This window comes from Motilibacter rhizosphaerae, assembly GCF_004216915.1.
Taxonomy (GTDB): Bacteria; Actinomycetota; Actinomycetes; order Motilibacterales; family Motilibacteraceae; genus Motilibacter; species Motilibacter rhizosphaerae.
Genome location: NZ_SGXD01000001.1, coordinates 17,252 through 31,552 on the forward strand (window position 1 = coordinate 17,252; position 14,301 = coordinate 31,552).

11 protein-coding genes are annotated in these 14,301 nt (G+C 73.6%); 8 read left to right on the forward strand and 3 right to left on the reverse strand.

Annotated features, from left to right (window positions below; all coding sequences use genetic code 11):
* Window positions 1-21 precede the first annotated feature (21 nt).
* The 7 genes from EV189_RS00095 to pstB all read left to right on the forward strand — a co-directional run bounded on the left by EV189_RS00095 (window position 22) and on the right by pstB (window position 9,369).
* Window positions 22-2,292 carry an RNA degradosome polyphosphate kinase gene (locus EV189_RS00095; RefSeq protein WP_407938100.1) on the forward strand — a complete coding sequence of 757 codons (2,271 nt, stop codon included), beginning with the start codon at window positions 22-24 and terminating at the stop codon, window positions 2,290-2,292.
* A gap of 122 nt (window positions 2,293-2,414) precedes the next feature.
* Window positions 2,415-4,010, forward strand: coding sequence for a CYTH and CHAD domain-containing protein (locus EV189_RS00100; RefSeq protein ID WP_130490939.1), 1,596 nt, complete (start codon window positions 2,415-2,417; stop codon window positions 4,008-4,010).
* On the forward strand, window positions 4,010-4,897 hold the full coding sequence (locus EV189_RS00105) for an NUDIX hydrolase (RefSeq protein WP_130490940.1): 888 nt from the start codon (window positions 4,010-4,012) through the stop codon (window positions 4,895-4,897). The genes EV189_RS00100 and EV189_RS00105 overlap by 1 nt, the downstream gene beginning before the upstream one ends.
* A 183-nt stretch (window positions 4,898-5,080) precedes the next feature.
* Complete coding sequence (pstS, locus tag EV189_RS00110) at window positions 5,081-6,241, forward strand: phosphate ABC transporter substrate-binding protein PstS (RefSeq protein ID WP_130490941.1); 1,161 nt, start codon at window positions 5,081-5,083, stop codon at window positions 6,239-6,241.
* Window positions 6,242-6,597: 356 nt separating this feature from the next.
* The gene (pstC, locus tag EV189_RS00115) at window positions 6,598-7,503 is read left to right on the forward strand and encodes a phosphate ABC transporter permease subunit PstC (RefSeq protein WP_130491870.1); all 906 of its coding nucleotides are present in this window, start codon (window positions 6,598-6,600) and stop codon (window positions 7,501-7,503) included.
* Window positions 7,500-8,567: a phosphate ABC transporter permease PstA gene (gene pstA / locus EV189_RS00120; RefSeq protein ID WP_130490942.1), complete on the forward strand. Its 1,068-nt coding sequence runs from the start codon at window positions 7,500-7,502 to the stop codon at window positions 8,565-8,567. The genes pstC and pstA overlap by 4 nt, the downstream gene beginning before the upstream one ends.
* Before the next feature lie 25 nt (window positions 8,568-8,592).
* Window positions 8,593-9,369 carry a phosphate ABC transporter ATP-binding protein PstB gene (pstB, locus tag EV189_RS00125; RefSeq protein ID WP_130490943.1) on the forward strand — a complete coding sequence of 259 codons (777 nt, stop codon included), beginning with the start codon at window positions 8,593-8,595 and terminating at the stop codon, window positions 9,367-9,369.
* A gap of 65 nt (window positions 9,370-9,434) precedes the next feature.
* Here pstB and EV189_RS00130 read toward each other — a convergent pair whose 3' ends face one another.
* From EV189_RS00130 to EV189_RS00140, 3 genes are read right to left on the reverse strand one after another with little or no spacing between them, the layout of a single operon-like run.
* On the reverse strand, window positions 9,435-10,457 hold the full coding sequence (locus EV189_RS00130; protein ID WP_165400044.1) for an SIS domain-containing protein: 1,023 nt from the start codon (window positions 10,455-10,457) through the stop codon (window positions 9,435-9,437).
* Between the two features lie 14 nt (window positions 10,458-10,471).
* The gene (locus tag EV189_RS00135) at window positions 10,472-11,458 is read right to left on the reverse strand and encodes an ROK family protein (RefSeq protein ID WP_130490945.1); all 987 of its coding nucleotides are present in this window, start codon (window positions 11,456-11,458) and stop codon (window positions 10,472-10,474) included.
* Window positions 11,455-12,981: an APC family permease gene (locus EV189_RS00140; protein ID WP_130490946.1), complete on the reverse strand. Its 1,527-nt coding sequence runs from the start codon at window positions 12,979-12,981 to the stop codon at window positions 11,455-11,457. The genes EV189_RS00135 and EV189_RS00140 overlap by 4 nt, the downstream gene beginning before the upstream one ends.
* A 102-nt stretch (window positions 12,982-13,083) precedes the next feature.
* On the opposite strand from EV189_RS00140, the gene EV189_RS00145 reads away from it, so the two are divergent.
* The gene (locus tag EV189_RS00145) at window positions 13,084-14,262 is read left to right on the forward strand and encodes an ROK family transcriptional regulator (protein ID WP_130490947.1); all 1,179 of its coding nucleotides are present in this window, start codon (window positions 13,084-13,086) and stop codon (window positions 14,260-14,262) included.
* Window positions 14,263-14,301 lie beyond the last annotated feature (39 nt).

A 14,301-nucleotide genomic window follows, 5' to 3' on the forward strand; every position in this document is an offset into this window, starting at 1 on the left:
GATCTGTGCTCGACCTCACCTTTGTGGTGGTTCGCGGGTTGTGCATCTCGAAACAGCCCTCGATGTCGTGGGGCTCAGCGGGGGCCAGGACGCGCACCAGCACCCCGACGTTCGGGGAGCGCGAGGTGGGAGCATGGCGCCATGACCGACACGCCCGTGGTGCTGGACGACGCCGCTGCGACCGCGCAGGCCGCACCCGACGGGTCGTCCGGGCAGCCCGAGCTGCCCGAGGACCGCTTCCTCGACCGCGAGCTGTCGTGGCTGCGCTTCAACCAGCGCGTGCTCGAGCTGGCCGAGGACGAGACCGTCCCGCTGCTCGAGCGTGCGCGCTTCCTCGCGATCTTCGCGAGCAACCTCGACGAGTTCTTCATGGTCCGCGTCGCGGGCCTCAAGCGGCGCATCGCGACGGGCCTCGCGGTGCGCGCGGCGAGCGGCCTGCAGCCGCGCGAGGTGCTCCGCGCGATCTCGGAGAAGACCGGTGAGCTGGTCCGTCGGCACGCCGACGTGTTCGGGGACTCGGTCAAGCCGGCGCTCGAGGAGGCGGGCGTCGCGATCCGCCGCTGGGACGAGCTGACCCGCGAGGAGCAGGACAAGCTCCACGTGCTCTTCCGCGAGCGCATCTTCCCGGTGCTGACGCCGCTGGCCGTCGACCCGGCGCACCCGTTCCCCTACATCAGCGGGCTGAGCCTCAACCTCGCCGTCATCGTGCGCAACCCCACGACCGGGCAGGAGCACTTCGCCCGCATCAAGGTCCCTCCGCTGCTGCCCCGGTTCACCAAGGCCGGCGAGTCGCGCTTCGTCCCGCTCGAGGACGTCATCGCCGCGCACCTGCACCTGCTCTTCCCGGGCATGCAGGTGCTCCAGCACCACACCTTCCGCGTCACGCGCAACGAGGACCTCGAGGTCGACGAGGACGAGGCCGAGAACCTGCTCAAGGCGCTCGAGCGCGAGCTCATCCGCCGCCGCTTCGGGCCGCCCGTCCGGCTCGAGGTCGAGGAGTCCATCGACCCGCACCTGCTCGACCTGCTCAAGGGCGAGCTCGGCGTCGAGGACGACGACGTCTTCGCACTGCCGTTCCCGCTCGACCTCACCGGGCTGCACGCGATCGCCGACATCGACCGGCCCGAGCTGAAGTTCGCGCCGTTCGTCCCGGGCACCCACCGCGACCTCGTCGACGTGGAGGCGCGCGAGGCGAGCATCTTCGCGACGCTGCGCCGTGGCGACATCCTCGTGCAGCACCCGTACGACTCGTTCGCGACGAGCGTCCAGGCCTTCATCGAGCAGGCGGCGGCGGACCGCGGCGTGCTCGCCATCAAGCAGACGCTCTACCGCACGAGCGGCGACTCCCCCATCGTCGACGCGCTCATCGACGCCGCCGAGGCGGGCAAGCAGGTCCTCGTCCTCGTGGAGATCAAGGCCCGCTTCGACGAGCAGGCCAACATCAAGTGGGCGCGCAAGCTCGAGCAGGCCGGGTGCCACGTCGTCTACGGCCTGGTCGGGCTCAAGACCCACTGCAAGGCCTCGCTCGTCGTGCGCCAGGAGGGCGACCGGCTGCGCCGCTACGCCCACGTCGGCACCGGCAACTACAACCCGAAGACGGCGCGCCTCTACGAGGACTACGGCCTGCTCACCGCGAGCGACGAGGTCGGCGAGGACCTCACCAACCTGTTCAACACGCTCTCGGGCTTCTCCTTCGGCGTCGGCTACAAGCGGCTGCTCGTCGCCCCCGAGGACGTCCGCGACGGCATCCTCGAGCGCATCGAGCAGCAGGTCGCCGCCGCGCGGGCCGGCCGGCAGGCCCGGGTCCGGATCAAGGTCAACTCGATGGTCGACGAGCAGATCATCGACGCGCTCTACCTCGCTAGCCAGGCGGGGGTCGACGTCGACCTCTGGGTGCGCGGCATCTGCGCCGTCCGCCCCGGCGTCCCCGGCCTCTCCGAGCGGGTGCGCGTCCGCAGCATCCTCGGCCGCTTCCTCGAGCACTCGCGGATCTTCGAGTTCGGCCACCGCGGGGAGCCCGGCAGCGAGGTCTGGATCGGCAGCGCCGACATGATGCACCGCAACCTCGACCGCCGCGTCGAGGCGCTGCTCCGCATCACCGCCCCCGAGCACGTCGACGAGCTGGCGCAGCTGCTCGACCTGGGCTTCGACGAGGGCACCGCCTCCTGGCACCTCGGCGCCGAGGGCGAGTGGTCGCGCCACGCCCTGGACGAGGCCGGCCAGCCGCTGCGCGACCTGCAGGACCACCTCATCGCGCTCAAGCACCGCCGGGCGCTCGCCACCCGCCCCTGACACGGCACGCCGCTGACGCCGTACGTGGTCCTGCACGGACGGCCGTGCGCGTGATCACGGCGCGGCCGACGGGGTAGGGGCGGGGGCGTACCCCAGCACGCGCGAGGAAGGACGGCAGGACCGTGGGCGAGGCTGAGCAGGGCGGCAGCGGGCACGACGCGAGCGGCGGGGCGCCGGCCCCCGACGCGACCCCGACCGGAGCGACCCCGACCGTGCACCGCGAGGTCGAGACCAAGTTCCGCGTCCACGGGCTGTTCCGGCTGCCCGACCTCGCGGGGCCGGGCGCGGTCGCCCGCGTCGAGCCGCGCGAGGCCCGCGAGCTGGTCGCGGTCTACCACGACACCGCCGACCTGCGCCTCGCCCGGGAGGGCATCACCCTGCGCCGCCGCGAGGGCGGCGAGGACGCGGGCTGGCACCTCAAGCTCCCGGCCGGCGGCACCGCGCGCGACGAGGTCCGCCTCCCGCTCGAGGCGGGCGAGGCCGGTGCCGTGCCGCGCGAGCTCAGCGACCTGGTGTTCCCCTACCTCCGCAGCGCGGCGCTCGAGCCGGTCGCGGTGCTGCAGACCGAGCGGCTGCCGTTCGCGCTGCTCACCGAGGACGGCCGCGAGCTCGCCGAGCTCACCGACGACACCGTCTCGGTGCTCGACGGCGACCGCGTGCTCGTCCGCTTCCGCGAGCTCGAGCTGGAGGAGGCGCAGGCCGGTCCGGGCGAGCTCGACGCGGTGGTCGCGGCCCTGCAGGAGGCCGGGGCGCTCCCGGGGGAGTTCGTGTCCAAGGCCGTGCGCGCCCTCGGCCCGCGCGCCACGGCCCCCGGCGACCTGCCCGAGCCGGCGCCGGTGGACCAGGACGACCCGGCGGGGACGCTGGTCACGGCGTACCTCGCCACCCACGTGCGCGCGCTGCGCCGCGCCGACCTGGGGGTGCGCCGCGGCGAGGACGACGCCGTGCACCAGATGCGCGTCGCCGCCCGGCGCATGCGCAGCGGGCTGCGCGCCTTCCGCCCGCTGGTCGAGCGGGAGTGGGCCGACGGGCTGCGCGACGAGCTGCAGTGGGTCGCGGGCGAGCTCGGCGGCGTGCGCGACCGCGAGGTCCTCCTCGAGCGGCTGGAGGGCGCGCTGCACGAGCTGCCCCCCGAGGCCGATGCGCTCGGCACCCGCACGCTGCTCAGCCAGGAGATCGGCGGCGCGCACGACGCCGCCCGGGCCGAGGCGCTCGAGGCGCTGCGCTCCGACCGCTACGCCGCGCTGCTCGACGCGCTCGTCGAGGCCGTCCGCGCTCCCCGCCTGACCCCGCTCGCCGAGGAGCCGTGCCGCTCCGCGCTGCCCCCGCTCATGGAGGCGGCCTGGAAGCGGCTCGCCCGCGACGCGAAGCAGCTGCGGCTCGACGGCGAGGACGACGAGTGGCACGAGACGCGCAAGGCCGCGAAGCTCGTCCGCTACACCGCCGAGGCGATCGCCCCGGCGCTCGGCAAGCCCGCGAAGCGGCTCGCCAAGCAGGTCACCCGCGTGACCGAGCTGCTCGGCGACCACCAGGACGCCGCGATCGCCGCCGAGACGCTGCACGGCATCGCGGCCGGCGAGCACGTCAGCGGCCGGCAGGGCTTCACGCTCGGGCTGCTCTTCGCCGACCAGCGCAACGCCGTGCTGGTCGCGCGCGTGCGGTTCCTCGAGCTGTGGCCGGAGGTGTCGCACCGGCGGCACCGCGACTGGCTGCGCTGATGAGCTCCACGGGCGAGGGCCCGGTGCTGGCGGCGGGGACCGTCGTGCGGCGCACCGGCGACGAGGGGCCCGAGGTCCTGCTCGTCCACCGCCCGAAGTACGACGACTGGTCCTTCCCCAAGGGCAAGGCGGAGCCGGGCGAGCACGCGCTCACCACCGCGCTGCGCGAGACCGCGGAGGAGACCGGGCTCGCGGTCCGCCTCGAGCGGCCGCTGCCCGAGCAGGGCTACACGGTCTCGGGGCGACCGAAGGTCGTGCGCTACTGGCTGGCGACGCAGCTCGACGGCCGGTTCCGGCCCAACTCCGAGGTCGACGAGGTCGCCTGGCTGCCGCTGGCCGCCGCCCGCGACCGACTGAGCTGGCAGCGCGACGCGGCGCTGCTCGACGACCTCGCCGCGCTGCCCGGGGAGACCACGGCGCTGCTGCTCGTCCGGCACGCCGAGGCCGTGCCGCGGGACGCCTGGGACGGCGACGACGCGATGCGGCCGCTCACGCCGGCGGGCCGCGCGCAGGCCGCGGCGCTGGTGGAGCTGCTCGACGCGTACGCGCCGACGCGGGTCGTCTCCTCCGACGCCGTACGCGCCCTGGAGACCGTCGCTCCCCTGGCCGAGGACGCGGGGCTCGTCGTCGAGGTGGACCCGCTGCTGAGCGAGGAGGGGTGGAGCGCCGGCCCGGGCGCGGAGCTGCTGCCCGCGGCGCTCGTGGGCGACCGGCGAACGGTCGCGTGCTCGCACCAGCAGGTGCTGCCCCGGCTGCTGGAGGCCCTCTGCGCCGCGTCGCCGGTGCGGCCGCCGCAGGCCGTCCCGCCCGTCGGCGGGGTCGTCGCCCTGCACCTGCACGAGGGGCGCCCGGTGGCCGTCGAGGAGCACGCGCCCGGAGGCTGCTGACCTCCTCCGGGTGGGGGAGGCGCGGCGGTGTTCACCTGTCTGTCAGGAGATGTGCAGGTCGCCGCAGGGCGATGGACACAGGTCGTTCACCCTGCGTTCACCCGCTCCCCCGGGAGCCGTCACCTGCGCTGCCTATGTTGCGGGAGCACCAAGCCCCAGGCTCCCGAGAGAGAGACCCTCGACGTGACGTTCCTCCGCTACGGCCGCGCCAGCGCGGTCGCCGTGGTCGGCATGCTGGCCCTCGCCGCGTGCGGTTCCGACAACAACTCCTCCAGCAGCAGCAGCGCCGGGACCGGCGGCTCCAGCAGCGGGGCCGCCGCCTCCGGTGGCGCCTCCTCCGCCGCCGGCGGTGCCGCTGCCGCCTGCGCCAAGGGCACCGTGAACGCCGAGGGCTCCAGCGCCCAGGCCAACGCGATGAGCGCCTGGATCAAGGCCTACCAGGGCCAGTGCTCCGGCGTGACCATCAACTACAACCCGACCGGCTCGGGCGCGGGCGTCACCGCGTTCAACGCGGGCCGCGAGCCCTTCGTCGGCTCCGACTCGGCGCTCAAGCCCGAGGAGAAGACCGCGGCCGACAAGCGCTGCTCCGGCGGCCCCGCCATCGACCTGCCGATGGTCGTGGGCCCGATCGCCGTGGCGTACAACGTCAAGGGCGTCGACGGCCTGCAGCTCTCCGCCGCGACCGTCGCGAAGATCTTCAGCGGCAAGATCACGAAGTGGGACGACGCGGCCATCAAGGCCGACAACCCCAGCGCGCAGCTGCCGTCGACCCCGATCCAGCCGATCCACCGCTCGGACTCCTCGGGCACCACGGACAACTTCACCAAGTGGCTGACCGCTGCGGCGAAGTCCGACTGGACGTTCGACCACGACAAGGTCTGGAAGGCCCCGGGCGGCCAGGGCGCGGCCAAGTCCTCCGGCGTCGCCAGCGCGATCGCCGCGGGTGACGGCACGATCGGCTACGTCGAGTACTCCTTCGTGCAGTCGGCCAGCCTGAAGGCGGCGAAGATCGCCAACGACGGCAAGAACTTCGTCGAGCTCTCCGCGGCCAACGCCTCGAAGGCCGTCGAGGGTGCGAAGCCGGCCGACGGCGCCACGGGCAACGACCTGGCGCTGAGCCTGGACTACGCGACGACCGACCCGTCGGCGTACCCGATCGTCCTCGTGACCTACGAGATCACCTGCGAGAAGGGCCTCAAGGCCGACGAGGCGTCGTTCGTCAAGTCCTTCCTCGGCTACACCTCGGGTGCGGGCCAGCAGCTGCTGACCCCGGACCTCGGCTACGCCCCGCTGCCGGCCAGCCTGCAGACGAAGGTCGCCGCCGCGGTGGCCGCGATCAGCTAGTCCCGTCTGCGCCGACTCCGGTCGGCACCCGGCCCGGCGCGGTAGCCCAGCGCCACCGACCGCTACCGGCAGGTAGCGAGGACGGGCCGGACGACGGACACGAGCCGTCCGTCGACCTGAGAGGGTCGACGGGCGGCTCGCTGGCCGTCAGACTGGGGGCAGGACGGTGCGCGGGCACGGCCCGCGGCCGCGCGCGACGTGGCGCTCCCCCTCCCCGGCGTCCACCCCGTACGGACGCCGGAGCCGTGTCCCCCGCGAGCCGCGCTGCGGCGAGCCTGCAGCAGGAGGTCGTCGTGACAGCCAGCACCACCGAACCCGCGGCGCTGGGGCGGTCGCGCTCCCGCAGCGGGGTCCGGATGGGCGACCGGGTCTTCAGCGGCCTCGCGGTGGGGGCGGGCGTCCTGCTCCTCGCGGTCATGGCCGCGATCGCCGTCTTCCTGCTCGTCGAAGCGGTCCCGGGCATCCGCGCGGACAGCAAGAACTGGCTCGTCGAGAAGACCTGGTTCCCGGACTCGACCCCCTCGGTGTGGGGCATCTCCGCGCTGGCCTTCGGGACCGTCGTCTCCAGCCTCATCGCGCTCGTCATCGCCGTGCCGGTCGCGCTCGGTATCGCGCTGTTCATCTCGCACTACGCGCCGCGCCGGCTGGCCGTGCTGCTCGGCGTGCTCGTCGACCTGCTCGCGGCCGTGCCGAGCGTGGTCTACGGCCTGTGGGGGCTGAACTGGTTCTCGCCGCACATCCTGCCGTTCGCCCACTGGCTCAACGACAGGTTCGGCTGGATCCCGCTGTTCAGCGGCACGGTCAGCGGTGCCCAGACGATGTTCACCGCGGGCGTCGTCCTCGCCATCATGATCCTGCCGATCATCGCCGCCGTCAGCCGCGAGGTCTTCCTCCAGGTGCCGCGCTCGCTCGAGGAGGCCGCCCTGGCCCTCGGCGCGACGCGCTGGGAGGTCATCCGCACCTCGGTCCTGCCGTTCGGGCGCCCCGGCATCATCTCGGCGGTCATGCTCGGCCTCGGCCGCGCCCTGGGCGAGACCATCGCCATCGCCCTCGTGCTCTCGACGAGCTTCACGCTCAACTGGCACGTGCTCGAGCCCGGCGGCAACACGATCGCCGCCAACATCCCGCTGAACTTCGCCGAGGCGCAGGGCAACGGGCGCAGCGCGCTCATCGCCTCCGGCCTGGTGCTCTTCGTCATCACGCTCGCGGTCAACATGGCCGCCCGGATCATCATCGCGCGCCGCAAGGAGTTCGTCTCGTGAGCACCCTCGTCGAGCCGACCCGGGCCGCCTTCACCAAGAAGGTCCGCCCGCTCCCGACCTGGCTGCCGGCCGCGATCTTCGTCGCCGCGCTCCTCGTCGCGTACGCCCTGCTCACCGCGGTGGGCAGCAGCGGGGGCGGCGGGCGGGTCCTGCTCGCCGCGGTCCTCGCCGACGTCATCTTCTGCGTCGCGGTCTTCGCGGTCTCCGCGCCGCGCGAGGGCAGCCGCCGGGCGAAGGACCGCGTGGTCACGGCCGTCGTCTACAGCTGCTTCGCGCTGGCGGTCCTGCCGCTGGTCTCGCTGCTCGCCTCGACGATCCACCGGGGCGCGGCGAAGCTCACCCTCGACTTCCTCACCCACTCGATGCGCGGCGTCGGGCCGCGCGACGACCTGGGTGGCGCGAACCACGCGATCATCGGCACGGTCGAGCAGGTCGGCCTGGCCGGCCTCATCGCGATCCCGCTGGGCCTGCTGGTCGCGATCTACCTGGTGGAGTACGGCCGCGGCGCCCTCGCACGCGGCGTGACGTTCTTCGTCGACGTCATGACCGGCATCCCCTCGATCGTCGCCGGCCTGTTCATCTTCACGCTGTTCATCGTCATCCTGGGCTTCGGCTACAGCGGCTTCCTCGGCAGCCTGGCCCTCTCGATCCTCATGGTCCCGACGGTCGTGCGCAGCAGCGAGGAGATGCTCAAGCTCGTCCCCAACGAGCTGCGCGAAGCCTCGCTCGCGCTCGGTGTCCCCCGCTGGAAGACGATCCTCTCGATCGTCCTGCCGACCGCGGTCGCGGGCCTGGTGACCGGCGTCATGCTCGCCATCGCCCGCGTCATCGGTGAGACGGCGCCGCTGGTGCTGACGACGTTCTTCACGAACTCGATCAACACGAACCCGTTCAACGGCGCGCAGATGTCGCTGCCGCTCTACATCTACACGCTCGCCACGCAGCCCGGGAAGTTCTACAACCCGCGCGCGTGGGCCGCCGCCCTGACGCTCGTGCTCATCGTGCTGCTCCTCAACCTGGTCGCTCGCACCATCGCCTGGTGGCGTGCGCCCAAGGCCCGCTGACGACCCCGTAGGAGAGACTGATCCCATGGCCAAGCGCATCGACGTCAGCGGGCTGAACGTCTACTACGGCTCCTTCCGGGCCGTCGAGGACGTCAACATGACCATCGAGCCCCGCTCCGTGACGGCCTTCATCGGCCCCTCGGGCTGCGGCAAGTCGACGTTCCTGCGGACGCTGAACCGCATGCACGAGCTCATCCCCGGCGCGCGCGTCGAGGGCAAGGTGCTCATCGACGACGAGGACCTCTACGGCGACGGCATCGACCCGGTCGCCGTGCGCCGCAGCGTCGGCATGGTCTTCCAGCGCCCCAACCCGTTCCCGACGATGTCGATCTACGACAACGTCGCCGCGGGCCTCAAGCTCAACGGCGTCAAGCGGAAGTCCCAGCTCGACGAGGTCGTGGAGCGCTCGCTGCAGGGCGCGAACCTCTGGAACGAGGTGAAGGACCGTCTGGGTCGCCCCGGTGCCGGTCTCTCGGGCGGCCAGCAGCAGCGCCTCTGCATCGCGCGCGCCATCGCGGTCGAGCCGCAGGTGCTCCTCATGGACGAGCCCTGCTCGGCGCTGGACCCGATCTCGACGCTGGCGATCGAGGACCTCATCTCGACGCTCAAGGACCAGTTCACGATCGTCATCGTCACGCACAACATGCAGCAGGCCGCGCGCGTGAGCGACACGACCGCCTTCTTCAACATCGCGGGCTCGGGCAAGCCCGGCAAGCTCATCGAGGTCGGGGAGACCGGGAAGATGTTCTCGAACCCGTCCGAGCGCGCCACGGAGGACTACATCTCGGGCCGCTTCGGCTGAGGTCCGTCCACCCCGCACGTCGACGGGCGGTCCCCGCTCGGGGGCCGCCCGTCGTGCTGTCCAGCTCAGCTCGTCAGCGTGACCTTGGAGAGCGCGAACGGCTGGTCCACGTCCACGCCGCGGCGCTGGGCGACGACGAGGGCGAGCCGCTGCCCCGGGAGCACGTCGAGGAAGGGCGCCAGCTCGGGCAGCGGCGGCTGGGGGACCGGGACGCGGACCACGCCGTCCGGGACGTCGCCGGCGCCGAGCGCGATGACGGGGGCGCCCCTGCGCAGCGCGCTCTCGAGCACCTCGCCGGTGCCGAGGTCCTCCCCCGCGGGCTGCACGACGACCAGCGGCGTACGCGGCCCGACCGCGGCGATGGGGCCGTGCAGCAGGTCGGCGGCGGACAGCGGCAGCGCGGTCGACCCCGTGAGCTCCGTGAGCTTGAGCGCCACCTCGTGCGCCGTCGCGAACCCCACGCCCCGGCCGGTGACGACGCAGGTCGGAGCCGCCGCCAGCAGGTCGGCGGCCGCCGCGAGCCCCTCGTCGCTCCCGAGCACCTGCTCCATCAGCGCCGGGACCGCACCGAGCGCCGCGAGCAGCTCCTCGTCCCTGTCACCGGTCGCGTCGTCGCCCGCCGCGGCGACCAGCACCGCGGCGGCGGCGAGCGAGGTCGTGTAGGTCTTGGTCGCCGCTACCGAGCGCTCCGGGCCGGCGTGCAGCTCCAGCGTCGCGTCGGCGCTCGCGGCCAGCGGGGAGGCGGGGTCGTTCGTCACGGCGACGGTCAGGACGCCGCGCCGCCGCGCGTCGGCGAGGACCGCGACGATGTCGGGGCTCTGCCCGGACTGGCTGATGCCGAGGACCGTGCCGTCGTAGCCGAGGCTGCGGCCCGCCCGCGCGATCGTCGACGAGGTGGCCAGCCCCACGGCGGTCCCCCGCCGCAGGCCGGCGAGGTACTGCAGGTAGCGCCCCGCGTTGTCCGACGTCCCGCGCGCCGCGACCCAGACCGGGGGCACGAGCTGCGGCAGCTCCGTCTGCGCTGCGGCGTCGAGGAAGCGGCGGACGGCGGCCGGCTGCTCCTGGATCTCCTGCTCGAGCAGGCTCATGGTGGTCCTCGCTCTCATACGGTGCGTGCTGGTGCGGGCGCGGCATCGTGTCGCGCGTCGACGTCGTCGAGGTGGAGCTCGTCCGGCACCGGGAGCCCGGCGGCCTCGTACGCGAGCAGGCACGCCCCCGCGAGCGTCGCGCGCTCGCGGAAGTCGGCGCGCACGAGCCGCGGCGGGTACGGCACGGTGGCTGCGAGCGCGGAGGACAGGCTGCGCAGCAGCGGTTCCGGCGTGCGCAGCATCCCGCCGTAGAGCGCGACGACCTCGGGGTCGAAGGCCACGGCGAGGTTGGCCACCGCCCGGGAGAGCTCCTCCAGCGCGGCGCCCGCCAGTGCGGCGAGCTCGCCCTCCTCGGGGGTGGCCGGAGCGCGGTGGGCCGCCGAGAGCACGTGGCCCGCGTGGGCGGGCCGGCCCAGCACCCGTGTCGCCTCCCGCGCCAGGGCCGCGCCGGACACGAGCTCCTCGAGGGGCGCCGCGCCGTCGGCGTACCCGCGGACGGGAGCGCCCGACGGCACCTGGTACGCGATCTCCAGCGCCGCGCCGTGCGCCCCCCGCAGGACCTGGCCGCCGACGAGCGCGCCGGCGGACAGGCCCGTACCGAGGTTGACGAGCAGGCCGTCGCTCGCGCCGCGCAGGGCCCCCCACCGGGCCTCCGCGCGCGTCGCCGACTTCACGTCGTTGTCGGCGCGGACCGGCGCGCCGAGGCCGCGGCGTACCTCGTCCTCGAGCGCCAGCTCCTCCCACCCCCGGTTGTTGGGCGCGAGCCGGACCCCGTGCGGCTCGACGACCCCCGGCGAGACGACGCCGACCCCGCTGACATCGATGCCGCTGCGCTGCAGGAGGTCCCGCCCCCCGTCGCAGATGCGGGACACGACGTCGTGCGCTCCCCGCTCCTCCTCGGTCGCGAACACCCTGCTGGCGAGCACGTTCCCGTCCGCGTCGGCGACCGCAAGGGCGACCTTCGTGCCGCCGATGTCGACGGCGAGCACCGCGTCGGTCATCGGGCGGCTCCGGCGCGGCTCGCCGGCAGGTCGAGGGAGACCTCGAGCACCTCGTCGTCGGCGCTGATGCCGGAAGCCTGTGCCTGCAGGTACTTCTCCTCGATCGGCTTCGGACCGAACGGCCATTCCCCGCGCGAGCGGGCCCACAGGCCGAAGGCGATCACACCCCCGACGACCCACAGCAGGGAGAGCTCGATGGGGTGCAGACCGGGGGCGTTCTTGTCGGCGTACAGGTAGACCGTGACCCAGCCGACCGCCGCGAGGATGCTCGGCAGCGGGTAGAGCCACATCCGGTACGGCCGCGACAGCGTCGGCTGCCGCTGCCGGAGCACGGTGAGCGCGAGGATCTGCGCCAGCGCCTGGACGAGCACCATGACCGCGGTGAGCAGCTGGATGACGCGGGTGATCGAGGTGAGCTCGCCGAGCACGAAGCCGAGGATCGTCACGGCGCCCATGGCGAGCAGCCCCATGGTGGGGAACTCGTGCTTCTTGTGCAGCCGGGCGAACGACCGGAAGAAGACGCCGTCACGCGCCGCGTCGTACGGCACGCGCGACCCGGCGAGCAGCCCCGCGAGGACGGAGGTGAAGGCCGTGAGGAGGATGAAGACGGTGACGACCTTCGCCGCGCCCTCGCCCCACGTCGTCTCGAGCAGGACCGAGGCGACCGAGGAGTACTCGGGTGAGCTGGTGTCGAGCATCGTGTGCCAGTCCACGACGCCGAGCACGCCGATCTGCATGGCGAGGTAGATGACCATGATGGAGATGACCGCGAGGACGATCGAGCGCGGGATCGTCCGTCCGGGACGGCGGATCTCCGCACCGAGGTACGCGCTGGTGTTGTAGCCGAGGTAGTCGTAGACGCCGACGGTGAGACCGCCCGCGAAGCCCACCCAGAAGCCGCCGCGCGTGATGTCGAAGGCCCCGTGGGGGAACGTGAAGACCTGGTGGGCGTGGAAGTGCGTGTACGCCGCGACGATGACGGTGAGCACCGTCGCCACCATGATCCCGCAGAGCACGGTCGCGAGGACGCCGATGGAGTCGATGCGCCGCCACAGGATCGCGACGATGAGCAGGATCGCGGCGATGCCGACGACGTACGCCTCGGGCTTGGTCATCCCGGGCCAGAGGTAGCCGAGGTAGGAGACGAAGCCGACGATGCCCGTCGACATGATGAGCGGGATGAAGAGCATCGCCGTCCACACGAAGAGGAACGGCATCAGCCGGCCCGTGCGGTACTGGAAGGCCTCGCGCAGGTAGACGTAGGTCCCGCCGGAGCCGGGCATCGCCGCACCGAGCTCGGCCCAGACGAGCCCGTCGGCGAGGGCGAGCAGCGCACCGAAGACCCAGCCCAGGATCGCCTGCGGGCCGCCGAAGGCGATGACCATCGCGGGGATCGTGATGAACGGGCCGACGCCACACATCTGCGCCATGTTCATGGCCGTCGCCTGCAGCAGCCCGATGCGACGGCGCAGGCGGGGCGCACCAGAGGTGTCTGCCGGCGGGGGCACGGCGGTGGTTGCCATGGGGTCTCCTGGTGGCTGAAGGTGTGCCCATCGTGGATTAACAAACCTTCTTTTTCAAGACCTCGACCAGACTTCCGTGAGCGCGGCTGGGAGGATGGCGCCGTGTCGAGCGTCGCGGGGCTGAGCCCGCAGCACATGCGCCGCGCGAACGAGCGCGCGGTCTTCGACCTGCTGCGGAGCGGCACCGCCACCGACGTCCCGGCGCTGGCCGCGGGGACCGGGCTCTCCCGCCCGACGGTGAGCGCCGCGCTGAGCCGGCTCGAGGAGGCGCGGCTCGTCCGGCGGGACGGAGCGCGCGGCGGGGTCGTGGGGCGCGCGGCGACGCTGTGGACCGTGGACGAGCGCGCCGGGGTGACGGCCTGCGTCGACCTCGGTCGCAGCACGACGCGCGTCGCGGTGACGGACCTGCGCGGCGGCCGGCTGGCGGAGCGTACGGGCCGGACCCGCCGCCGCTCCGCGCGCTCAGTGGTCGAGCAGGCCTCGGAGATGGTCGGCGCCGCCCTCGCGGAGGCGGGCGCGGACCGGGGCGACGTGCTGGCCACGCTCGTCAGCAGCCCCGGGGTCTTCGACGCCCAGGCCCGGCGGATGATGCTGGCACCCAACCTCCCGGGGTGGGAGTACGGCCGTGCCGTCGACCTGCTGCAGCAGCACTTCGGCGACGACCTCGCGCTGGAGAACGACGTCGACCTCGCGGCGCTCGGTGAGCTCCAGGCGCGGGGCGGGCAGGACGCGGACTTCGTGCTGCTGTCGCTGGGCGACGGGGTCGGCATGGGGCTGGTGCTGGGCGGCGCGCTGCGCCGCGGTGCGCACGGCCGCGCGGGCGAGGCCGCCTTCGTGCCGGTGTCCGGCGCGGGCACGCCGCTGGACGAGGCCACCCGGCACCGGGGTGAGCTCGAGGCGACCGTGGGGGTCGAGCCGTTCCTCGCGGCCGCGCGGGCGGCGGGTCTGCCGGCGCGGGACCCGGGCGAGGTCGTGCGGGCGGCTGGTGCCGGGGACCCGGCGGCCGAGGAACTGCTCGCGCGGACGGCCGAGGTGGTGGCGCACGCGCTCGTCGGGGTGGTCTCCGTCGTGGACCCCGGACTCGTCGTGGTCGGCGGCGACCTCGGCCTCGCCGGCGGGGCCCTGCTGCTGGAGCGGGTGGAGGCCGCGCTGCGCGCGCGGCTGCCGTTCACCGTCCCGCGGCTCGAGCTCTCCCGCGCGGGCGCCGGGGCGACGCTCGCAGGGGCGGTCGGCCATGCGGTCGACCTGGCCTGGGAGCGGGCGTTCGAGCGGCTCCCGTGAGCTGTCGGCTGGGCGCTGCCGGGCGGGAGCTGTCGGCTG

Coding starts and splice junctions, on each gene's coding strand:
- EV189_RS00130 (WP_165400044.1), bottom strand. CDS start 10,457: ATGAGCCTGCTCGAGCAGGAGATCCAGGAGCAGCCGGCCGCCGTCCGC.
- EV189_RS00135 (WP_130490945.1), bottom strand. CDS start 11,458: ATGACCGACGCGGTGCTCGCCGTCGACATCGGCGGCACGAAGGTCGCC.
- EV189_RS00105 (WP_130490940.1), top strand. CDS start 4,010: ATGAGCTCCACGGGCGAGGGCCCGGTGCTGGCGGCGGGGACCGTCGTG.
- pstC (WP_130491870.1), top strand. CDS start 6,598: ATGGGCGACCGGGTCTTCAGCGGCCTCGCGGTGGGGGCGGGCGTCCTG.
- pstB (WP_130490943.1), top strand. CDS start 8,593: ATGGCCAAGCGCATCGACGTCAGCGGGCTGAACGTCTACTACGGCTCC.
- EV189_RS00140 (WP_130490946.1), bottom strand. CDS start 12,981: ATGGCAACCACCGCCGTGCCCCCGCCGGCAGACACCTCTGGTGCGCCC.